Annotated in this window: 16 protein-coding genes; 7 read left to right on the top strand and 9 right to left on the bottom strand. The window is 67.9% G+C overall.

What is annotated here, in order from left to right; genetic code table 11:
* Positions 1-51 precede the first annotated feature (51 nt).
* Genes NWF34_RS03715 through NWF34_RS03700 form a run of 4 tightly spaced genes read left to right on the top strand, consistent with a single transcriptional unit; the run spans position 52 to position 3,399 of the window.
* Positions 52-792, top strand: a complete 741-nt coding sequence (locus NWF34_RS03715) for an SDR family oxidoreductase (protein ID WP_024497631.1) — start codon at positions 52-54, stop codon at positions 790-792.
* On the top strand, positions 789-1,664 hold the full coding sequence (locus NWF34_RS03710; protein WP_024497630.1) for an NAD(P)-dependent oxidoreductase: 876 nt from the start codon (positions 789-791) through the stop codon (positions 1,662-1,664). The genes NWF34_RS03715 and NWF34_RS03710 overlap by 4 nt, the downstream gene beginning before the upstream one ends.
* Positions 1,661-2,050, top strand: coding sequence for a carboxymuconolactone decarboxylase family protein (locus tag NWF34_RS03705; RefSeq protein ID WP_024497629.1), 390 nt, complete (start codon positions 1,661-1,663; stop codon positions 2,048-2,050). Before NWF34_RS03710 ends, NWF34_RS03705 begins: the two co-directional genes overlap by 4 nt.
* On the top strand, positions 2,047-3,399 hold the full coding sequence (locus tag NWF34_RS03700) for an alpha/beta hydrolase domain-containing protein (protein ID WP_258324257.1): 1,353 nt from the start codon (positions 2,047-2,049) through the stop codon (positions 3,397-3,399). Before NWF34_RS03705 ends, NWF34_RS03700 begins: the two co-directional genes overlap by 4 nt.
* Before the next feature lie 307 nt (positions 3,400-3,706).
* Here the strand turns inward: NWF34_RS03700 and NWF34_RS03695 are convergent, their stop codons facing one another.
* The 4 genes from NWF34_RS03695 to NWF34_RS03680 are packed head-to-tail and all read right to left on the bottom strand — an operon-like array spanning position 3,707 to position 8,791.
* A complete protein-coding gene (locus NWF34_RS03695; protein ID WP_258324256.1) occupies positions 3,707-4,879 on the bottom strand; it encodes an alpha/beta hydrolase family protein in 1,173 nt (390 codons plus the stop codon).
* The gene (locus NWF34_RS03690; protein WP_191835026.1) at positions 4,876-6,321 is read right to left on the bottom strand and encodes a wax ester/triacylglycerol synthase domain-containing protein; all 1,446 of its coding nucleotides are present in this window, start codon (positions 6,319-6,321) and stop codon (positions 4,876-4,878) included. The genes NWF34_RS03695 and NWF34_RS03690 overlap by 4 nt, the downstream gene beginning before the upstream one ends.
* 3 nt (positions 6,322-6,324) lie before the next feature.
* Positions 6,325-7,974, bottom strand: coding sequence for an AMP-binding protein (locus NWF34_RS03685; protein ID WP_258324255.1), 1,650 nt, complete (start codon positions 7,972-7,974; stop codon positions 6,325-6,327).
* A 19-nt stretch (positions 7,975-7,993) separates the two neighbouring features.
* A complete protein-coding gene (locus tag NWF34_RS03680) occupies positions 7,994-8,791 on the bottom strand; it encodes a lysophospholipid acyltransferase family protein (protein WP_074854327.1) in 798 nt (265 codons plus the stop codon).
* A 194-nt stretch (positions 8,792-8,985) separates the two neighbouring features.
* Here NWF34_RS03680 and NWF34_RS03675 point away from each other — a divergent pair, with 194 nt between their 5' ends.
* The 3 genes from NWF34_RS03675 (at position 8,986) to NWF34_RS03665 (ending at position 11,642) form a co-directional block, all read left to right on the top strand.
* The gene (locus NWF34_RS03675; protein ID WP_258324254.1) at positions 8,986-9,627 is read left to right on the top strand and encodes a PaaI family thioesterase; all 642 of its coding nucleotides are present in this window, start codon (positions 8,986-8,988) and stop codon (positions 9,625-9,627) included.
* 4 nt (positions 9,628-9,631) lie between these two features.
* Entirely contained in the window at positions 9,632-10,639 is a 1,008-nt protein-coding gene (locus tag NWF34_RS03670) for an alcohol dehydrogenase catalytic domain-containing protein (protein WP_258324253.1), read from the top strand.
* A gap of 103 nt (positions 10,640-10,742) precedes the next feature.
* Positions 10,743-11,642, top strand: a complete 900-nt coding sequence (locus NWF34_RS03665) for an amidohydrolase family protein (protein ID WP_258324252.1) — start codon at positions 10,743-10,745, stop codon at positions 11,640-11,642.
* Positions 11,643-11,764: 122 nt separating this feature from the next.
* Here NWF34_RS03665 and NWF34_RS03660 read toward each other — a convergent pair whose 3' ends face one another.
* From NWF34_RS03660 to NWF34_RS03640, 5 genes are all read right to left on the bottom strand, one after another.
* Positions 11,765-12,601, bottom strand: coding sequence for a mycofactocin-coupled SDR family oxidoreductase (locus NWF34_RS03660; RefSeq protein ID WP_024497620.1), 837 nt, complete (start codon positions 12,599-12,601; stop codon positions 11,765-11,767).
* Positions 12,602-12,674: 73 nt separating this feature from the next.
* On the bottom strand, positions 12,675-13,433 hold the full coding sequence (locus tag NWF34_RS03655) for an SDR family NAD(P)-dependent oxidoreductase (RefSeq protein WP_258324251.1): 759 nt from the start codon (positions 13,431-13,433) through the stop codon (positions 12,675-12,677).
* A gap of 78 nt (positions 13,434-13,511) precedes the next feature.
* Positions 13,512-14,780 carry an acyl-CoA dehydrogenase family protein gene (locus NWF34_RS03650; protein ID WP_024497618.1) on the bottom strand — a complete coding sequence of 423 codons (1,269 nt, stop codon included), beginning with the start codon at positions 14,778-14,780 and terminating at the stop codon, positions 13,512-13,514.
* Entirely contained in the window at positions 14,777-15,232 is a 456-nt protein-coding gene (locus tag NWF34_RS03645; protein ID WP_024497617.1) for a nuclear transport factor 2 family protein, read from the bottom strand. Before NWF34_RS03645 ends, NWF34_RS03650 begins: the two co-directional genes overlap by 4 nt.
* A gap of 234 nt (positions 15,233-15,466) precedes the next feature.
* Positions 15,467-16,887 (bottom strand): aldehyde dehydrogenase family protein (locus NWF34_RS03640; protein ID WP_258324250.1); only part of this gene is annotated, 1,421 nt, incomplete at its 5' end.

The following is a 16,887-nucleotide window of genomic DNA, read 5'->3' as shown; positions in this document are numbered from 1 at the left end:
GGAGGCCCGTCACGAAGTCCACCCCCCACCACCTACACAGAAAGCAGGACAATGAGTTCCCAGCGTTTCGAGAACAAGACCGTCATCGTGACCGGCGCCGCCGGCGGGATCGGCGAAGCCTACGCGCGGGCACTGGCCGCCGAGGGCGCCAACGTCGTGGTCGCCGACCTCGCCGACGAGAAGGGCAAGCAGGTTGCGGCGGACATCGGCGGACTGTACGTCAGCACCGATGTGGCCGACGAGGAGTCGGCGAAGGCACTCGCCGCGGCGACGGTCGACGCCTACGGCTCCATCGACGGTCTGGTCAACAATGCGGCGATCTACGGCGGCATGAAGCTCGACTTCCTCATCACCGTGCCGTGGGACTACTACAAGAAGTTCATGTCCGTGAACCTCGACGGTGCGCTCAACGTCACTCGCGCCGTCTACCCGCACATGACCAACGGCGGCGGCGCCATCGTCAACCAGTCCTCCACCGCCGCATGGCTGTACAGCGGTTTCTACGGTCTCGCCAAGGTCGGCGTCAACGGCCTGACCCAGCAGCTCGCCACCGAACTCGGCGGGCAGAACATCCGGGTGAACGCCATCGCGCCCGGCCCCATCGACACCGAGGCCACCCGCACGACCACCCCGAAGGAGATGGTCGCCGATATCGTGAACCGGTTGCCGCTCAAACGGTTCGGCAAGCCCGAAGATCTCGTCGGGATGTGCCTGTTCCTGCTCTCCGAGGAGGCCGGCTGGATCACCGGGCAGATCTTCAACGTCGACGGCGGGCAGGTCATCCGGTCATGAGTGCCCCGATCCGGCTCGGGTACGTCGGTCTCGGCAACATCGGCGGCCCGATGGCGGGCAGCCTGGCCGCCTGGCCGGGCGGCCTGACGGTGTTCGACCTGTCCGACGAGGCGATCGGCAAGGTCGTCGACAAGGGCGCGAAGGCGGCCGGTTCACTCGCCGAACTCGCCGCCGGGACCGACATCGTCGGCATCTGCGTCCTGAACGACGAGCAGGTGAGGTCGGTGGTCACCGGGCCCGACGGACTGTTGTCGACGGCCCGTCCGGGCACCATCATCACCGTCCATTCCACGATCGGACCGGACACCGCGGTCGACCTCGCCGAACAGTGCGCGGCCCGCGACGTGGTCCTGCTCGACGCCCCGATCTCCGGTGGCGCGATGGGAGCGGCGTCGGGACGGCTGGCGATCATGGTCGGCGGCCCGCGCGACGCCTACGAGAAACTGAAGGAGCCCTTCCGGCTCACCGCCGACCTGCTCGTGCACGCGGGACCCGAGGTCGGCGCGGGCACCAAGATGAAGCTCGCCCGGAACCTCCTGCACTTCATCTCGTTCACCGCCACCACCGAGGCGGCGCGCCTCGCCGAGGCTGCCGGGCTCGATATCACCAAGCTGGGCAAGGTCGTTCGACACACCGACGCCGTCACCGGCGGTGCCGGGGCGATCATGCTGCGGGAGACCACGGCGACGCTCGACACCGACGATCCGTGGTACGGCATCTTCACCGGCGTTCGTACACTGGGCGAGAAGGACCTGTCGCTGGCGCTCGCGCTCGCCGACGAACTCGGCGTAGACCTGCCTCTCGGCCGGATCGCACTCCGCGAGCTGGCCCCCGGACTCGGCGTCCCCCATCTCGAAGGAGAAACCGCATGACCCGATCCAATGTCTCCGACGACGCACCCGACGAGGTGCGCAAGCGCGGCCTGAGGCGGATGTCCGAGGTATACGGCTGGGAGGTGAGCGATGGTCCCGGCGACTACTTCGCGCACACTGCCGACCAGGTGTTCGGCAACGTATGGGCTCGCGAGGGTCTCTCCGACCGGGATCGGCGACTGATCCTGCTCGGCGCACTCGCGGCGAGCAACAACATCGACGTCGCCGAGATCCAGGCCGGGGCCGCTCTGGGCAACGGCGAACTGACGCCCGAACAGCTCGAGGAGATCAGTCTCTTCCTCTGCTATTACATCGGCTGGCCCCAGGGCACCAAGATGCACTTCATGTTCGGTGAGGTCATCAAGAAGCACCGGAAGCAGAAGTGAACAAGCACATCGTGTTCCGCCCGCTGGCCGACGGCAAGGGTCCCTCGTTGCTGAGTGCCTCGCCGGTGCCCGACCTCGCCGCCGCCGGATACACCGACACCGAATACGCCGCGTCGGGGATCGCCGACCGGCTCGTCGGCGACGGAGACACACCTCCGGCCGAGTTCACGACCCGGCTGGTCGTCCGGCGCCCCGCGGACGCGGCCGCGTTCAACGGCTGTGCCGTGGTGGAGTGGCTGAACGTGAGCAGCGGCAGTGATGCCGCGCCCGAGTATTCCTATCTCGCCGCCGAATTGGTGCGCGCGGGTTACGCCTGGGTGGGGGTCTCGGCGCAGTACGTCGGTGTCGAGGGCGGCACCGGATCGGTGGGCGTCGCCACCGGTGAACCCCAGAGTCTGTCCGCCAAGGACCCGGGCCGCTACGACGGGCTACATCACCCCGGTGACGCCTACTGCTACGACATCTTCCGCTCGATCGGACACGCGGTTCGTGGTGACCACTCCGGAGAGGCACCGACCCCGTATCACCCGCTCGCCGGACTCTCCGTCGGCACGGTGCTCGCGGTCGGCGAATCGCAATCCGCGATGGCGCTGACCACCTATGTCAACGCGGTGGCCGCCGCCGGGGACTTCGACGGGTTCCTCATCCACAGTCGTGCGGCTGCAGGTCTACCCGCCGGCGACGTGGGTACGGGCATCGATGTGGGTACCGTGTTCAGCGGCGAACCCACCAGGATCCGTACCGATCTCGACGCACCGGTCCTCGTCGTGCAGACCGAGACCGATCTGCTGACCAACTTCCGCTACCACCTCGTTCGTCAGCCGGACACGGACCGTCTGCGGGTGTGGGAGATCGCCGGTACCTCACACGCCGACCTGCATCAGATCGGCGACTTCGAGGAGTTCCTCGGCTGCCCCGATCCGGTGAACCGCGGCCAGCAGCGCTTCGTGTTGCGCGCCGGGCTGCGCCATCTCCGCGCGTGGGCCGACGGCGGGGATCCGCCACCGGTCGCCGATCCGCTGCGTCTGCGCGGGGTGACGACGGCCGAACCCGAGTTCGAGGTCGACGACATCGGCAACGTCCTCGGCGGCGTCCGCACGCCGTGCGTCGACGCGCCGACGCATGTGTTGAGTGGCGTTGTCCCCGATCCGATCTCTCGCATCTGCCTACTGTTCGGATCGACCCACCCCGTCCCCGCGCATCTGCTCGCCGAGCGCTACGGCACACGCGACGAATACGAGAAGCACTACCGTGACGCCGCCGACGCGGCCATCAACGCCGGGTTCGTCCTGGTCGAGGACCGGGACGAGCTGATCGCCGACGCGAATCCGGACCTGTTGCCCGAGTAGGTTTTCCGCTCCCTGAGGTGCGAGCGCAGCGAGCCTTTGAAGTGCTCCCGAGGCCGTCTCACCGAGCCCTTCGAGGCTCGTCGCTAACGCTCCTCACACCTCAGGGAGCACAGTAGGCTCGTCGCTAACGCTCCTCACACCTCAGGGAGCACAGTAGGCTCGTCGCTAACGCTCCTCACACCTCAGGGAGCACAGTAGGCTCGTCGCTAACGCTCCTCACACCTCAGTGAGCACAGTAGGCTCGTCGCTAACGCTCCTCACACCTCAGGGAGCGTAAGGGACTCGGCACGCACTTCGCATAGGGTCCTCAGAACGCCGCGCGCTTGCCCTCCTCGGCCGGGCCGGCCGGGCGCGCGCGTTCACTCAGGAATCCGTCCGTCGCGTGCCGGATACCTGTCGAGATGGCATGCCCGACATGGCTTCCGGGATACCAGTGGATGCGTCCACCCCAGTGTTCGTGGAGCTGCTGTGCAGCCGACACCCAGGTCACGCGGTCGTTGAGTGCCGCGACCACCATCCGGCGGTCCGGGGTTGCGATCGGTTGCACCGACAGCGGACTGATGACGCTCGCCACCTCGCGCACCGACTCGTCGCGCATCAACGATGCGAGGCGCTGCCCCTTGGGTCCGCCGCGAGACATGTGATGGGCGAGCGTCGCATGCATGTCCAGCATCGGCACCACCGCGAGCACTGCGGCGATCCGCGGGTCCATCGACGCGGCCACGGCGGCGATGGGGCCACCCAGAGACGTTCCGGCGATCGAGATCTCGGCTGGTTCGTGACTCTCGATCCAGGTGATCAGCGACCGGATCTCGGCGACGGCGCGGACCGTGATGAGGGTGTTCACCAGCGGGTCGAAACCCGGATAGGACACCTTCGTCACGCGCCGGGGTCCGTGCGCGGGGAGCACCGGGAACGCGACGTCGTAGCCGAGCTTCTTGTGGAGATGCGCCGCCCGGAACGCATACAGGTCATCCGGTCGTCCCTGCGCGGCACCATGCACCCAGATCAGCCATCGGGCGCCGGCCCGGCGCTTCGTCATCACCCGAACCGACGAGATGCCGTCGGCGTACGGGTCCAGCGACGCCACCGATGCCGGCAACTTCGCGTCGACGGCATAGTCGATGTGCTCGAACGACGTGGTGCCGAAGACCTTGCGGTCGCGCGACAGGATTCTGGGCGCACCGGGATCCCGGTGTATCCCAGCGGGTCCCAGTCGGAGGAATTCGTCGGCCACGTCGGCGCATCGCGCCACCATGTCCTCGACCGTCTCCATCGGCGGGATGTCCCGGATCACCGAGTTGACCGCGATGAACAGTTCGTCGATCGCGGTCTCCCCGACCTGCCGCGGCCCGCACCCGGCTGCCGGGATACCCGTCTTCGGGTTTCCTCGTCCCGCCGCGATCGAGCTGCCGATCGCCCGAGGCAGTACGCCGGCGAACAGTCCGAGCCGGGCTCGTTCGGTCTCCCAGTCGATCAACTGGCCTCCCGTGCCATCTCGCCGATACCGAGCGCATCGGTCGCCTCGTCGACCGCCCGCACGACCCGGCGGAGGAACCCGGCCGGGTCCGGCATGGATTCCGGTGTCGCGATGAGTCCCATGCTGAGCCGTCCGGCGTAGCTGTAGGTCGTCAGGTTCACGTCGGCCGGCGCGATCGCCAGGGCGAAGGAGATCCAGTCGACAACCTCGATGTCGCCGATCCAGCGCGTGGTCCGGGGGCCGGGCATGTTGGCGGTGGTGATGTTGTTCATCACCAGCGGTGCCCGGTTGGCGGCCAGCCCGCGGAAGAACGGACCGAGCCGTCCGGTATAGGTCGCCAGCTTCTCGGTCAGTTCGAAGCCGACGTCCCGTCGGCACGCCACGGTGGCCGCGCAGCTCTCGCCGGTCGCGACGATCCGTTCGACGGGATCGGCCAGATCGGAGCGCAGATACGCCATGGCGGTGGCGATCTCGTTGCCGTGAACCCGGTTGGACCCGAGGTCTTTGCAGACCCCGAAGATCGTGACCGAGGTGCCCGGCTCCTCGCCGCGCGCGATGAGCTCGTCCCTGATCGCACCGGCGATCACACCGTGCAGGGCACCGTTCACCGTGGTGCCGGCGGCCAGGGCGATCCGCTGGATGTCGGCGAGCGCGATGTCGGCCGACGCACACACCCGGTTCGCCCCGCTACGTGCATTGAAGCTGGTACGGCGCACCGTCAGCGGTTTCGGGATCAGCTCGCCGTGGGACGCCTTGCGCCGCGCTGCCACCGCGTGCCGGGCCGCGGAGACCACGGACGGGAGTCGACGGACCAGTCGACGCGACTCTGTGCGCGCCGCCTTCGTGAGGGCCCTCGTGTCCTGCACGAGAGCCTCGGGGACAGGTGCCATGGAAACACGATCGCCCGGTTCGGCGGTGGCAGCCATGAAGGTGTTGAGCGCCGCGAGTCCGTCGGCCACCGCGTGGTGGACCCGGACCACGACCGCTTGCCGACCGCCGTCGAGACCGTGAACCAGGGTGAGTGCCCACAGCGGACGGTTGCGGTCGAGTTGCGCGACCGCGAGTTCGGACAGCACGGCGTCGAGTTCGGTGCGTCCACCCGGGGCGCCGACCCACACCTCGTCGATGTGGTCGGCGACGTCGAAACCGTTGTCCTGCACCCAGAAGGGGCGCGCCGAACAACCGGGCACCCAGCGCACCCGCTGGGTGGCACGCGGGAACATTCCGAGAAAGCGCGGCAGGACGTCGGCGATCTCGGCGAGTGACAGTGGACGACCGTGTCGGGACGTGTCGAGCACCGCGACCTTGAGAGTGTGCATCGGGTTCGACGGGGTCTCCATGTTGAGCATCAGTGCGTCCGGCCCCGTCATGCGCTCGGCACCCGAACCGGCATCGGCACCGGCGAACAACTCGGTGACGTCAGGTGTGTTGCGTGCGTTCATCATTCAGCTCACCTTCCGTTCCGGTCCGGCCGACTCCAGGTCGCGCTTGAGGATCTTGCCGGTGGCGTTGCGGGGCAGTTCGTCGAGGAACTCGACGTCGCGCGGAACCTTGAACCCGGCGAGCTGTTCCTTGACGTGCCGGCGGATCTGGTCGGCACCGATGAGGGTCTGCGGAGTCCGCACCACGTACGCGGCCAGACGTTGACCGAACTTGTCGTCGTCGACCCCGATGACGGCGACCTCGTGCACCTCGTCGAGGGCACCGATGACCTGCTCGACCTCGAGCGGATAGACGTTCTCGCCGCCGGAGACGATCATCTCGTCGTCGCGGCCGACCACGAACAGCCGGCCGTTCTCGTCGAGCCGCCCGACGTCGCCGGACACCATGTGCCCATCGCTGAAGGATTTGGTGTCCGAGGTCGTGTATCCGTCGAATCCGGAGTTGTTGGCGACCACGATGCGACCGATCTCGCCGACCGGGAGTTCGCGATCGTCGTCGTCGAGAATCCGGACGCTGGTGCCGGTCAGCGGCCGGCCGGCGGTGTCCGGGCTGATGCGCAGGTCCTCGGGTGTCGCGGTACTGATCAATCCGGCCTCGGTGGCGTTGTAGCTGTTGTAGACGACGTCGCCGAAGCGGTCGAGGAAGGCGATCAGGGCATCGGTACGCATCCGCGAACCGCTCGCCGTGGCGAATCGCAGACTGGGCATCGGATGCGCGTCGAGAACCTCGTCGGGCAGGTCCATGATGCGTTCGAGCATCACGGGGACGACGGCGAGTCCGGTCGCGTCGTGGTCGCGGACGAGGTCGAGGGTCGCGACCGGGTCGAAGCGGCGGCGCATGATCATCGTGCACGTCATGGTCGCCGAGATGGCGACCTGCCCGAATCCCCAGGCGTGGAAGATCGGTGCCGCGATCACCGTGGATTCTCCTGCGCGCCAGGGAATGCGATCGAGCATCGCGGCCAGCGACGCGATGTCGGTACTCCCACCGCGACGCGCGCCCTTCGGGGTACCCGTGGTGCCCGAGGTCAGCAGCACGATGCGTCCGGCCCGCTCCGGCCGTGCGGGTCGCCGGCCGAGGTTCGCGTCGATGAGCGAGTCGGTCGTGAAACCCGAGACCGGCCCGGTCTCGGTCCAGGCGTGGATGCGGCGCATCCCCGGAAGCCGTTCCGCCGCCGGAGCGATGACCTCGTCGAACTCGTCGTCGGCGATGAGGACGTCGGCACCCTCCCGCTCGAGGACGTCGGCGAGCTGAGGTCCGGCGAAGCCGGTGTTGAGCAGCACCGCGTCGGCACCGAGCCGCGACGTCGCGGCGAGTGCCTCGATCAGTCCGCGGTGGTTGCGGCAGAGAATTGCTACGGTCGTGACCGGAGCGCCGGGGAGCTCACGCAGTCCGACGGCCAGGGCGTCGCAGCGCGCGTCCAGCTCGCCCCACGTGAGCCGGCCCGCCTCGTCGATCAGGGCCAGGGCCTTCGGGGCACGGGCGGCGGCCAGACCGATTCCGCTCACCGGTGACGCACCACCGTGGCGACGCAGGTTGAGACCCATCCGGATGTAGCGGTCGAGTCGCAGCGTGCCGAGGAAGCCGCTGCGGACGAGGGTGCGAACGAGCCACGTGTAGGTGCTGACGCGATCGCGGAACCGAGTGATCATCGTCGATCTCCTTTCGTGGTCAGCCGAGAACCGGGAACCGGCGCTCGCGGGCGAGCCCGTCGAGGGCATGCTGCATGTGCTTGCGGATCATCTGGTCCACCTCGGCGTGGTCGGGATCGGTCCCGAACTCGGCCGTGATGTCGATGGGGTCGAGGACCTGGGTGACCAGCTTCGACGGCAGCGGCACGTTCGGCGGGAAGTGGGCGGTGAGCCCGAACGGGAAGCCGAACGCGAACGGTGCACTGTCGACCCGGAGCAGCTTCTGCAATCCGAGCAGCTTGGCGAGGCTGTCGCCGCGGTTCAGGAAGAGCTGTGTCTCCTGGCCGCCGATGGTGACGATCGGGACGATCGGGACGCCCGCTTCGAGAGCGGTGCGGATGTAGCCGGTGCGTCCGTGGAAGTCGATCGTCGCGGACTGGCTGGTGGGACGCAGCGCTTCCCATTCGCCGCCGGGGAACACGATGGTCGCGGCACCGGCTCTGAGTGCGGCGACGGCGTTCTTGGGGTGGGCCGGCAGGAAGCCGACCTTGCCGAAGATCTGTTTGCCCGCGCCGGTGAAGATGAGGTCGTGGGCGAGGGTGTACAGCGGCCGGTCGGGTCCGAACTCGTCGGCGAATGCGACGCTGATCACCGGGACGTCGAAGGCCATCAGCCCGCCGGAATGGTTGGAGACCAGCAGGGCGCCCCCGTCGGGAACCTTGTCCATGCCCCGGACCTCGGAGCGGAAGTAGGTCTTGGCCACGAGCTTCAGGACGGGTAGCACCCGTTTGACCCAGGTCTCGTCGCGAGCGGTGAGGTCGAAGGTATCGGCACTCATCGTGGAGCACTCCTGTGGTTGGGTTTCCGCCTCGCGCGGATCACCGCCGGAGGTCGCCCGTGAGCTGGATGACCTGGTGGTCGATGTCCACGAAAACAGAAACGAGAACACGTTCTAATGCTTGAATTAGAACACGTTCTACTGCAGGCCTCCACCCTTCGTTACCTATGCCACACCTACTGATCGGTAGACACATGGAGTTCATCCTCGAGGACATAACCGAAGACGAAGTCGCTCGTCGCCGCGGCGTCTACACGCCCCTGACCGACACCGTGCGCGACCTCGTCGACGCCGTGATCCGCACCGAGGTGGGCGAGGATGCACTCGCCGACGCGCAGCGGCGGATCGCGGAGATCGTCGCCGACCTGCGCACCGAGCAGATGGACGGCCCATACGGCGTCCGGCACACGCGCGAGAACACCGGCATGGCCTGGGGGAATGCCGTGATCGGCGTCCGCAACGCCCTGGCGCCCCCGCTCGACATCGAACACGTCCCCGACGGCGTGCGCAGCGAGTTCACCCTGGGTGCCGCCTACGAGGGACCGCCGGGGCAGGTCCACGGCGGCGTCTGCGCCATGCTCCTCGACCACCTGCTCGGCAACGCGGCCAGTTACTCCTCACCGTGCTACACGGGCACCATCACCGTCCGCTACCTGCGGCCCACTCCCCTCGGCGCGCTGGTGGCCCAGGCGTGGGTGACCGAGCAGAACGGGCGCAAACGCATCGCACGCGGCACCATCTCCGACGCCGAGGGCGTGACCTGCGAGGCCGAGGGCGTCTTCATCGTCCCGCGATCCGCGGTCGACGGACCCGTGGTGCGCTGGTCGGAGGGCTGAGCGGATGCGTGCCGCGGTGACCACCGCAGACGGATTCGAGGTCGTCGAGGTCCCCGACCCCACGCCGGGACCCGGTGAGCTCGTCCTCCGGGTCGCCGCGAACGGCATCTGCGGCTCCGACCTGTCGACCGCCCCGTTTCTCCCACCCGGCACCATCCTGGGACACGAGTTCGCCGGGGAGGTCGTCGCGGTCGGTCCACCCGACCCCGCCGATGGCACAGACCACGGTTTCCGCCTCGGCGATCATGTCGCGTCGATGCCCGTCCGCGGCTGCCGACGATGTCGCGCCTGCCTGGTCGGAGACATCGCTCGCTGCCCGTCCGCACGCACGCTGGGGCTGGGCGTCCTCCCCGGGGCACTGGCCGAGTTCGTCGTCGTCGGTGCGGCCGAGAGTGTGCGGGTCGATGGCATCGACCCGGTGGACGGCGCCCTCGTCGAACCCCTCGCGGTCGGTCTGCACACCGTGATGCGGGCCGGGATCGAACCCGCCGACCGCGTCCTCGTGCTGGGTGCCGGTCCGGTGGGAACGGCAGTGCTGCACTGGTTGTCGCGCGGCGTGGCCGGTGAGGTGATCAGCTCCGACCCCTCGCCCGGTCGGCGTGCCGCGGCCCTCGACGCCGGCGCATCCGCGGTGCACACCCCGGAGCAGCTGTCCGGGGAGGTCCGCGACGGCTTCGACGTCGTCATCGAGTGCGTCGGCAAACCCGGGATGATCGCCGCGGCGCTCGACGCCGTACGAACCCAGGGCCGCATCGTCGTCGCCGGTGTGTGCCTCGGCGACGATCACTTCATGCCCGTCGCCGGCATCGTCAAGGAGGCGTCCATGCACTTCGTCTCGTACTACACCAAGACCGAGTTCTGCACCGCTGCCGCCGAACTGAACCGCGGCGCGGTGGGCTCGTCGACGCTGGTCAGCCAGATCGTCGGGCTCGACGAGGTGGACCGCGTGTTCGCCGAGTTGTCGGCGCCCAATGATCATCGGAAGGTGCTGATCTCGCCCGCCGTCGGCTGACCGGCCGAGATGCCCTGCGACCTCCGCCGGGCGTACCGTCGTACGGGTGAACAGTGCCGTTCCCGAAGCCCCCAGACCCGACAGCCCCAGACCTGAGGGCCCTGTGCCGTTCAGCTCCCACGAGGCGGATCGGGTGCGCGCGGTCTGGCAGGACCTCGACCTGCCGGGCATCGTCGACGTCCACACCCACTTCATGCCGCGTCCGGTCATGGACAAGGTGTGGTCGTACTTCGACTCCGCGGGGCCGCTGGTCGGGCGGGAGTGGCCGATCACCTACCGTGCCGACGAGGACGTCCGGGTGTCGACGCTGCGCGAATTCGGTATCCGCGCCTACTCGTCGCTGGTCTACCCGCACAAGCCGAACATGGCGGAGTGGCTGAACGGCTGGGCCAACGACTTCGCCGCCAACCACGAGGACTGCCTGCACACCGCGACGTTCTACCCGGAGGAATCGGCCACCACCTACGTCTCTCGTGCGATCCAGGCCGGAACGCAGGTCTTCAAGAGCCACATCCAGGTCGGCGACTACTCCCCCATGGATTCCCTGCTCGACGGAGTCTGGTCGCAGATCGCCGACTCCCAGGTGCCGGTGATCATCCACTGCGGCTCGGGTCCCGCACCCGGCCGGCACACCGGCCCGGAACCCGTTCGCGCTCTACTGCATCGGTTCCCGTCGTTGCCACTGATCATCGCGCACATGGGCATGCCCGAATACGCGGCCTTCCTCGACCTCGCGGGCGAGTACCCCAACGTGCACCTGGACACCACGATGGCGTTCACCGACTTCGCCGAGGAGGACGCCCCGTTCCCCGCGGACCTCCGTTCGCGTCTCGTCGACGCCGGGGACAGGATTCTGTTCGGCAGCGACTTCCCCAACATCCCCTACGGTTACACACACGCCCTCGAAGTCGTCACCGACCTGGGATTCGACGACGACTGGCAGCGCAATGTGTTGTACCGCAACGCTGCTCGGCTGTTCGGGCTCGATCGTCCCAGCAAATGACGATGTCGGTGTCCGCGCCACGGAGCACGGACACCGACATCGCAGAGATCCACCACGGGGGCCGGCGGATCCCGACCCGGGGACAGATGGGAATGACGTCCCCGGGAGTTCAGGAGGGGGTGTCAGCCACGACCGTACTGACCGCCGTCGACGGTCAGCGCGACGCCGGTGATGACACGCGCGTGATCCGATGCCAGCCACACAACGGCCTCGCTGACGTCCTCGGGTTCGAGGTAACTGATCGGGAGGACCTGGAAGGTCTCGAACAGCTCCATGGTGTCGTCCTTGGTCGGCTTCTCCAGGTCGGGACGCCAGACGTCGTAGGTCGGCTGGTTCATCATCATGTCGGTGTTCACCAGACCCGGACAGATGGAGTTGACCCGGATGTTGTGCGGGCCGAGCTCATTTGCGAGAACCTTCATCAGGCCGTTCACGCCGTGCTTCGACGACGAGTAGTGGGCGAGGTGCTGGTAGCCCTTCAGACCCGCCAGCGACGAGGTGAGGATGTACGCACCGCCGCGGCCACCGTCGATGATCGCGGGCGCGGTCGCCTTGATGGTGCGCCACACGCCGGTCAGGTTGACGTCGAGAGCGTTGAACCAGTCGTCGTCGGTCAGCTCCCAGGTCTTGGCGAGGGTGGTGCCGATGCCGGCGTTCGCGACGACGATGTCGAGGCGGCCGAACTCCTCGAGCGCCTCCCGGACCACCTCGTCGAGCTGTTCCTGCGACCGCGTGTCGGCCTTGCGCGCCATCGCGGTGCCGCCGATCGCCTCGATCTCCTTGACGGTCTGCTCGAGGTCGGCAGGCGTGGCCAGATCGTAGTAGACACGATCGATGTTCTCGCAGAGGTCTACCGCGACCACCTTCGCACCCGCCTTGGCGAGTGCGATCGAGTGAGCGCGCCCCTGGCCTCGTGCCGCACCGGTGACCAGTGCGACCTTTCCTTCCAGATCTGCCATCTCAATCCCTTTCTCACAACGGCCCCGTCGGGGGGCCTGAGTCTTCTGCGTTGAATTCGGTTGCGCCGGTATGTCAGCCGATCGCCATGCGCCCGCCGTCGACCGGGAGCAGCGCGCCCGTGGTGTACGAGGACGTTGCACCTGCGAAATACAGGACCGCGCCGACGATCTCGGCCGGATCGCCGCCGCGGGAGATCGGCCACGCCGACGCGAGGTCGTCGAATGCCTCACGGTCCCAGCCCTTGGCGATGTCGGTGAAGAAGGCGCCGCACATGATCGTGTTGACCCGGACGGTCGGCCCGTAGGTGGCCGCGAGTCCCTTGGTCAGCGAGTTGAGCGCGGCCTTCGCAGCGCCGTAGGGCACGTACTCCGGCGCCGGACGTTCCGAGGCGTTGCTCGAGATGTTGATGATCGAACCGCCGCCGGCGGCGACCATGCGCGGGGCGATGAGCGACGACAGGCGGAACGGGCCCTTGATGTTGACGTCGAAGATCTTGTCGAACAGCGCCTCGCTCACCTCGTCGAGGCTCGGGTACAGCGGCGAGATTCCCGCGTTGTTGATCAGGACGTCCACGCGGCCGAAGGCGTCATATGCCTTGGTGGCGAGTTCGGTGACCGAATCCCACTCGCCGACGTGAACTCCGAGGCCGACCGCGTCGACACCGGTCTCCCGGGTGATCTCCTCGGCGAGTTCGCGGCACGACTCTTCCTTTCGGCTGGCGATGATGACGTGCGCGCCCTCCCGGGCCAGTGCCCACGACATCTCCTTGCCTAGACCGCGACTGCCTCCGGTCACCAGCGCGACCTTGCCGTTCAGATCATGTCCGACCATCGTTGCTGCCTCTTTCGTTCACTGCTCGTGGGTGCCGTTCGTCGGAACGTCACCGATGTCCTTGTGTTGGTACGTCACTCAGCGCGGTATGGCGGACCAGGGAGTGTTCTTGTCGACCCGCGGTTCGGCGGGAAGTCCGAGGATTCGTTCGCCGATGATGTTGCGCTGGATCTCATCCGACCCACCGGCGATCCGGTAACCGGGTGCGCCCAGGACGTGTTGATGCCAGGCGAACGTGCCCCATTCCCCGGAGTCGACCGCCAGGCGCCGGCCCAGCGCAGCCCGGGCGAACTCCGACGTCGCGCTCAACCTGTTGACCCACTGCATCTTGCGGATGGATCCGATCGCACCCGGCGCCGCATTCCCGGAGTTCGCATCGGCCCGGTCCCGGTGAACGGCGATGTCGGCGAGGCGATCTCCGATCAGCACCGCGGCCAGGCGCTGACGGGCGATGGGGTCCTGATCAGCACCGGACCAGGCCGCCAGCTCGCGGCACTGACGTGCGCTGCCGCCGACGGCGGACATGTCGGAACTCGCCCCGCGCTCGAAGCCGAGGGTCGTCAGACCGACCTTCCATCCGTCCCCGACCTCGCCGATCCGGAGATCGTCGGTGAGGCGGACGTTGTCGAGGAAGACCTCGTTGAAGCTCGATCCCCCGGTCATCTGCTGCAGCGGGCGGATCTCCACGCCGGGCGTGTCCATCGGGATCATGAAGGCGGTCATGCCTTTGTGCTTGGGCACCGTCGGGTCGGTGCGGACGAGGATCTCGCCCCAGTCGGCGAACTGCGCTCCCGACGTCCACACCTTCTGCCCGTCGAGAACCCATTCGTCGCCGTCGCGAACCGCCTTCGTCCCCAGTGCCGCGAGGTCGCTGCCCGCACCGGGCTCGGAGAACAGCTGGCACGCGAGGATCTCGGCGCGCATCATCGGCGCGATCAGTGAACGCAGGCGTTCACCGGAGGCCAGCAGACGCAGCGTCGGGCCGATCAGGTTGATCGTCACCCCGACCAGTTCGTGCGGCGCGGGCACATCGTAGGCGGACTCGAGGTCGGCGAAAGCGGCTTCGAATTCCTCGGCAAGTCCCTGACCGCCGTCGGCGACGGGCCAGGTGATCGCCCCGTATCCGGCGTCGTACTTGGCACGCTCCCAGGCACACCGCTCCGCGATCAGCGCGCGCTCCTCGGCGTCGGAGAGAGCGTGGAACACCGACACGTCGTCACTGCCCGTGCCCCAACCCTCTGCCTGCGTACCGGCCGCGAGCCGGCGCCCCTGGGATTCGATCCAGTCGCGTGCGGCATCCACGAACCCGGCGACGCTCTCCCGCGTCCCGATCGTCACGTCTGTCATGTCGCTTCCTTGTGTGTGCGTCCGATGCGCGGCCCCAGCCGCGCCGGCCGTTGTTCGGTGATCCCCACCTCGAGATCGAGTTCGACTATCCGCCAACGCTTTTCCGCATTCGCCAGGACCAGGTCGTACCTGCTCACCATCGTGGTGACGTGGGAGGTGTCGGCCGCGGCGACCTGATGCGAGGTCAGGTAGGCGACCACGTCGGCGCGGGCCCCGTCGATCTGCACGTTCATCACCTGCGCCGAATGCTGCTGCCACGCGAGGTGTGCGGTGGCCTCGCAGATCCAGGCGGCGATCGGAGAGGCGCCGCGGAGTTCGTCGGCGTCGTCGTAGGTGGCACGGGCGTCGGCGTCGAAGAGCTCCAGCAGGCTTCGCCGATCACGCGTGTCACAGGCGAGGCAGTAGTCGGCGACCAGGGCCGCGATCTCGGCACGCTGCTCCGCGATGCTCATCGGCCCTCCTCGCCTCCACGTGATCCCCTCCGGTGTCCCGGCGGGGTGTGTCTCACACCACTTCGATTACAGTCGACGCCTCGCCGCCTGTCAATCCTCTGTAGGAATATTCCTCATAATTAATTCCGCCGGCAATGCGTGGCCTTCCGCTACGCACGGCGGCCCCGCGGAACCCCGATCCTGCTGTTCCACAGCGCAAACCGGGGCCCGCGTGCATCACTCCTCGGCGAACCCTCAGTTCGGCGACTCGGTGGGATAGGCCGTCCAGACCGACTTGATGGTCGTCAGTTCGTGCACCATCTCCTCGCCCAGGGTTCGGCCGAATCCCGAGTTCTTCACACCGCCGTACGACACCGTCGGATAACCCATCTGATAGGTGTTGATCCACACGGTGCCGGCGCGCAGCTTCTGCGCCAGCCGTTGCGAGCGGCCCACGTCCGAGGTGAAGACGCCCGCGGCGAGGCCGAACTCGACATCGTTCGCAATTCGGATGGCCTCGGTCTCGCCGTCGAACGGCAGCACCGACATGACCGGGCCGAAGATCTCCTCCTGGGCGATCCGCATGTCGTTGCGGACGCCGGTGAAGATGACGGGTGCGTGGAAGAAGCCGGCGTCACCGACACGACCGCCGTCGAGCGCCACCGAAGCACCTTCGGACCGCCCGATGTCGACGTATCCGCTGACGCGCTCGAGCTGGGCCGACGACACGAGCGGGCCCAGGTCGGTGGACGGATCGAACGGCGAACCGACGGAGAGGCGTTCGCTGGCGGCAATGACTTTGGAGACGAATTCGTCGTGGATCGAGCGGTCGACGAGCACGCGTGAACCGGCCGTGCAGATCTGGCCCTGCCCACTCCAGACCCCGGCGGCGGCCGCAGCCGCGGCGGCATCGAGATCGGCGTCGGCGAAGACGATGAACGGGCTCTTGCCGCCGAGTTCGAGCGAGACCGGCTTGGGCCCCTTGGCCGCCGCAGCCGCGATGGCACGTCCGGTCTCGACCGAGCCGGTGAACGACACGAGGCTGACATCCCGATGTTCGACGAGTGCCGCACCCACGTCGTGCCCGTGGCCCTGGACCACGTTGAACACGCCCTCGGGGATTCCGGCCTCGGCAACCAGCTCGCCCATCAGCACGGCCGACATCGGGGTGTTCTCGGCCGGCTTGAGGACAACACTGTTCCCCGCGGCCAGGGCGGCTGCGACGAAACCGATGACGGCGGTCGGACCGTTCCACGGCACGACGATGCCCACCACACCGACCGGCTCACGCCAGTGCTGCGCGGAGAACCCCGGCGGGACCGGCGGCACCGTACCCTGCAGTTTCGACGGCCAGCCCGAGAAGTAGTTCGTCGCGTTGATCGCGAACTCCTCGAGGAACACGGTGTAGGAGCGCAGGAGGCCCGCGTCGAAGGCGTCGAGGTCACCGAAGATCGTGCGGTCGCGCTCGATCAGCTGTGCGAGCCGGCGGAGTCGGTTCTCCTTCTCCAGCGGCGCCAGCGACCGCCAGCGACCGTCGTCGAATGCGGCGCGGGCCGAGGTGACCGCGACGTCGACGTCGACCGCCGATCCCTTGGCGGCGGTGGCGATCTGCGCGCCGGTGGCCGGGTCGATGACCGGCATCGTGGTGCCGGCGGCCGACGGCACCACCGTTCCGT

Origin of the sequence: Gordonia sp. GONU, assembly GCF_024733855.1 — a bacterium.
Classification (GTDB): domain Bacteria; phylum Actinomycetota; class Actinomycetes; order Mycobacteriales; family Mycobacteriaceae; genus Gordonia; species Gordonia amicalis.
The sequence above is the reverse complement of the archived record's forward strand: the minus strand, read 5'-3'. Positions and strand labels throughout refer to the sequence as shown.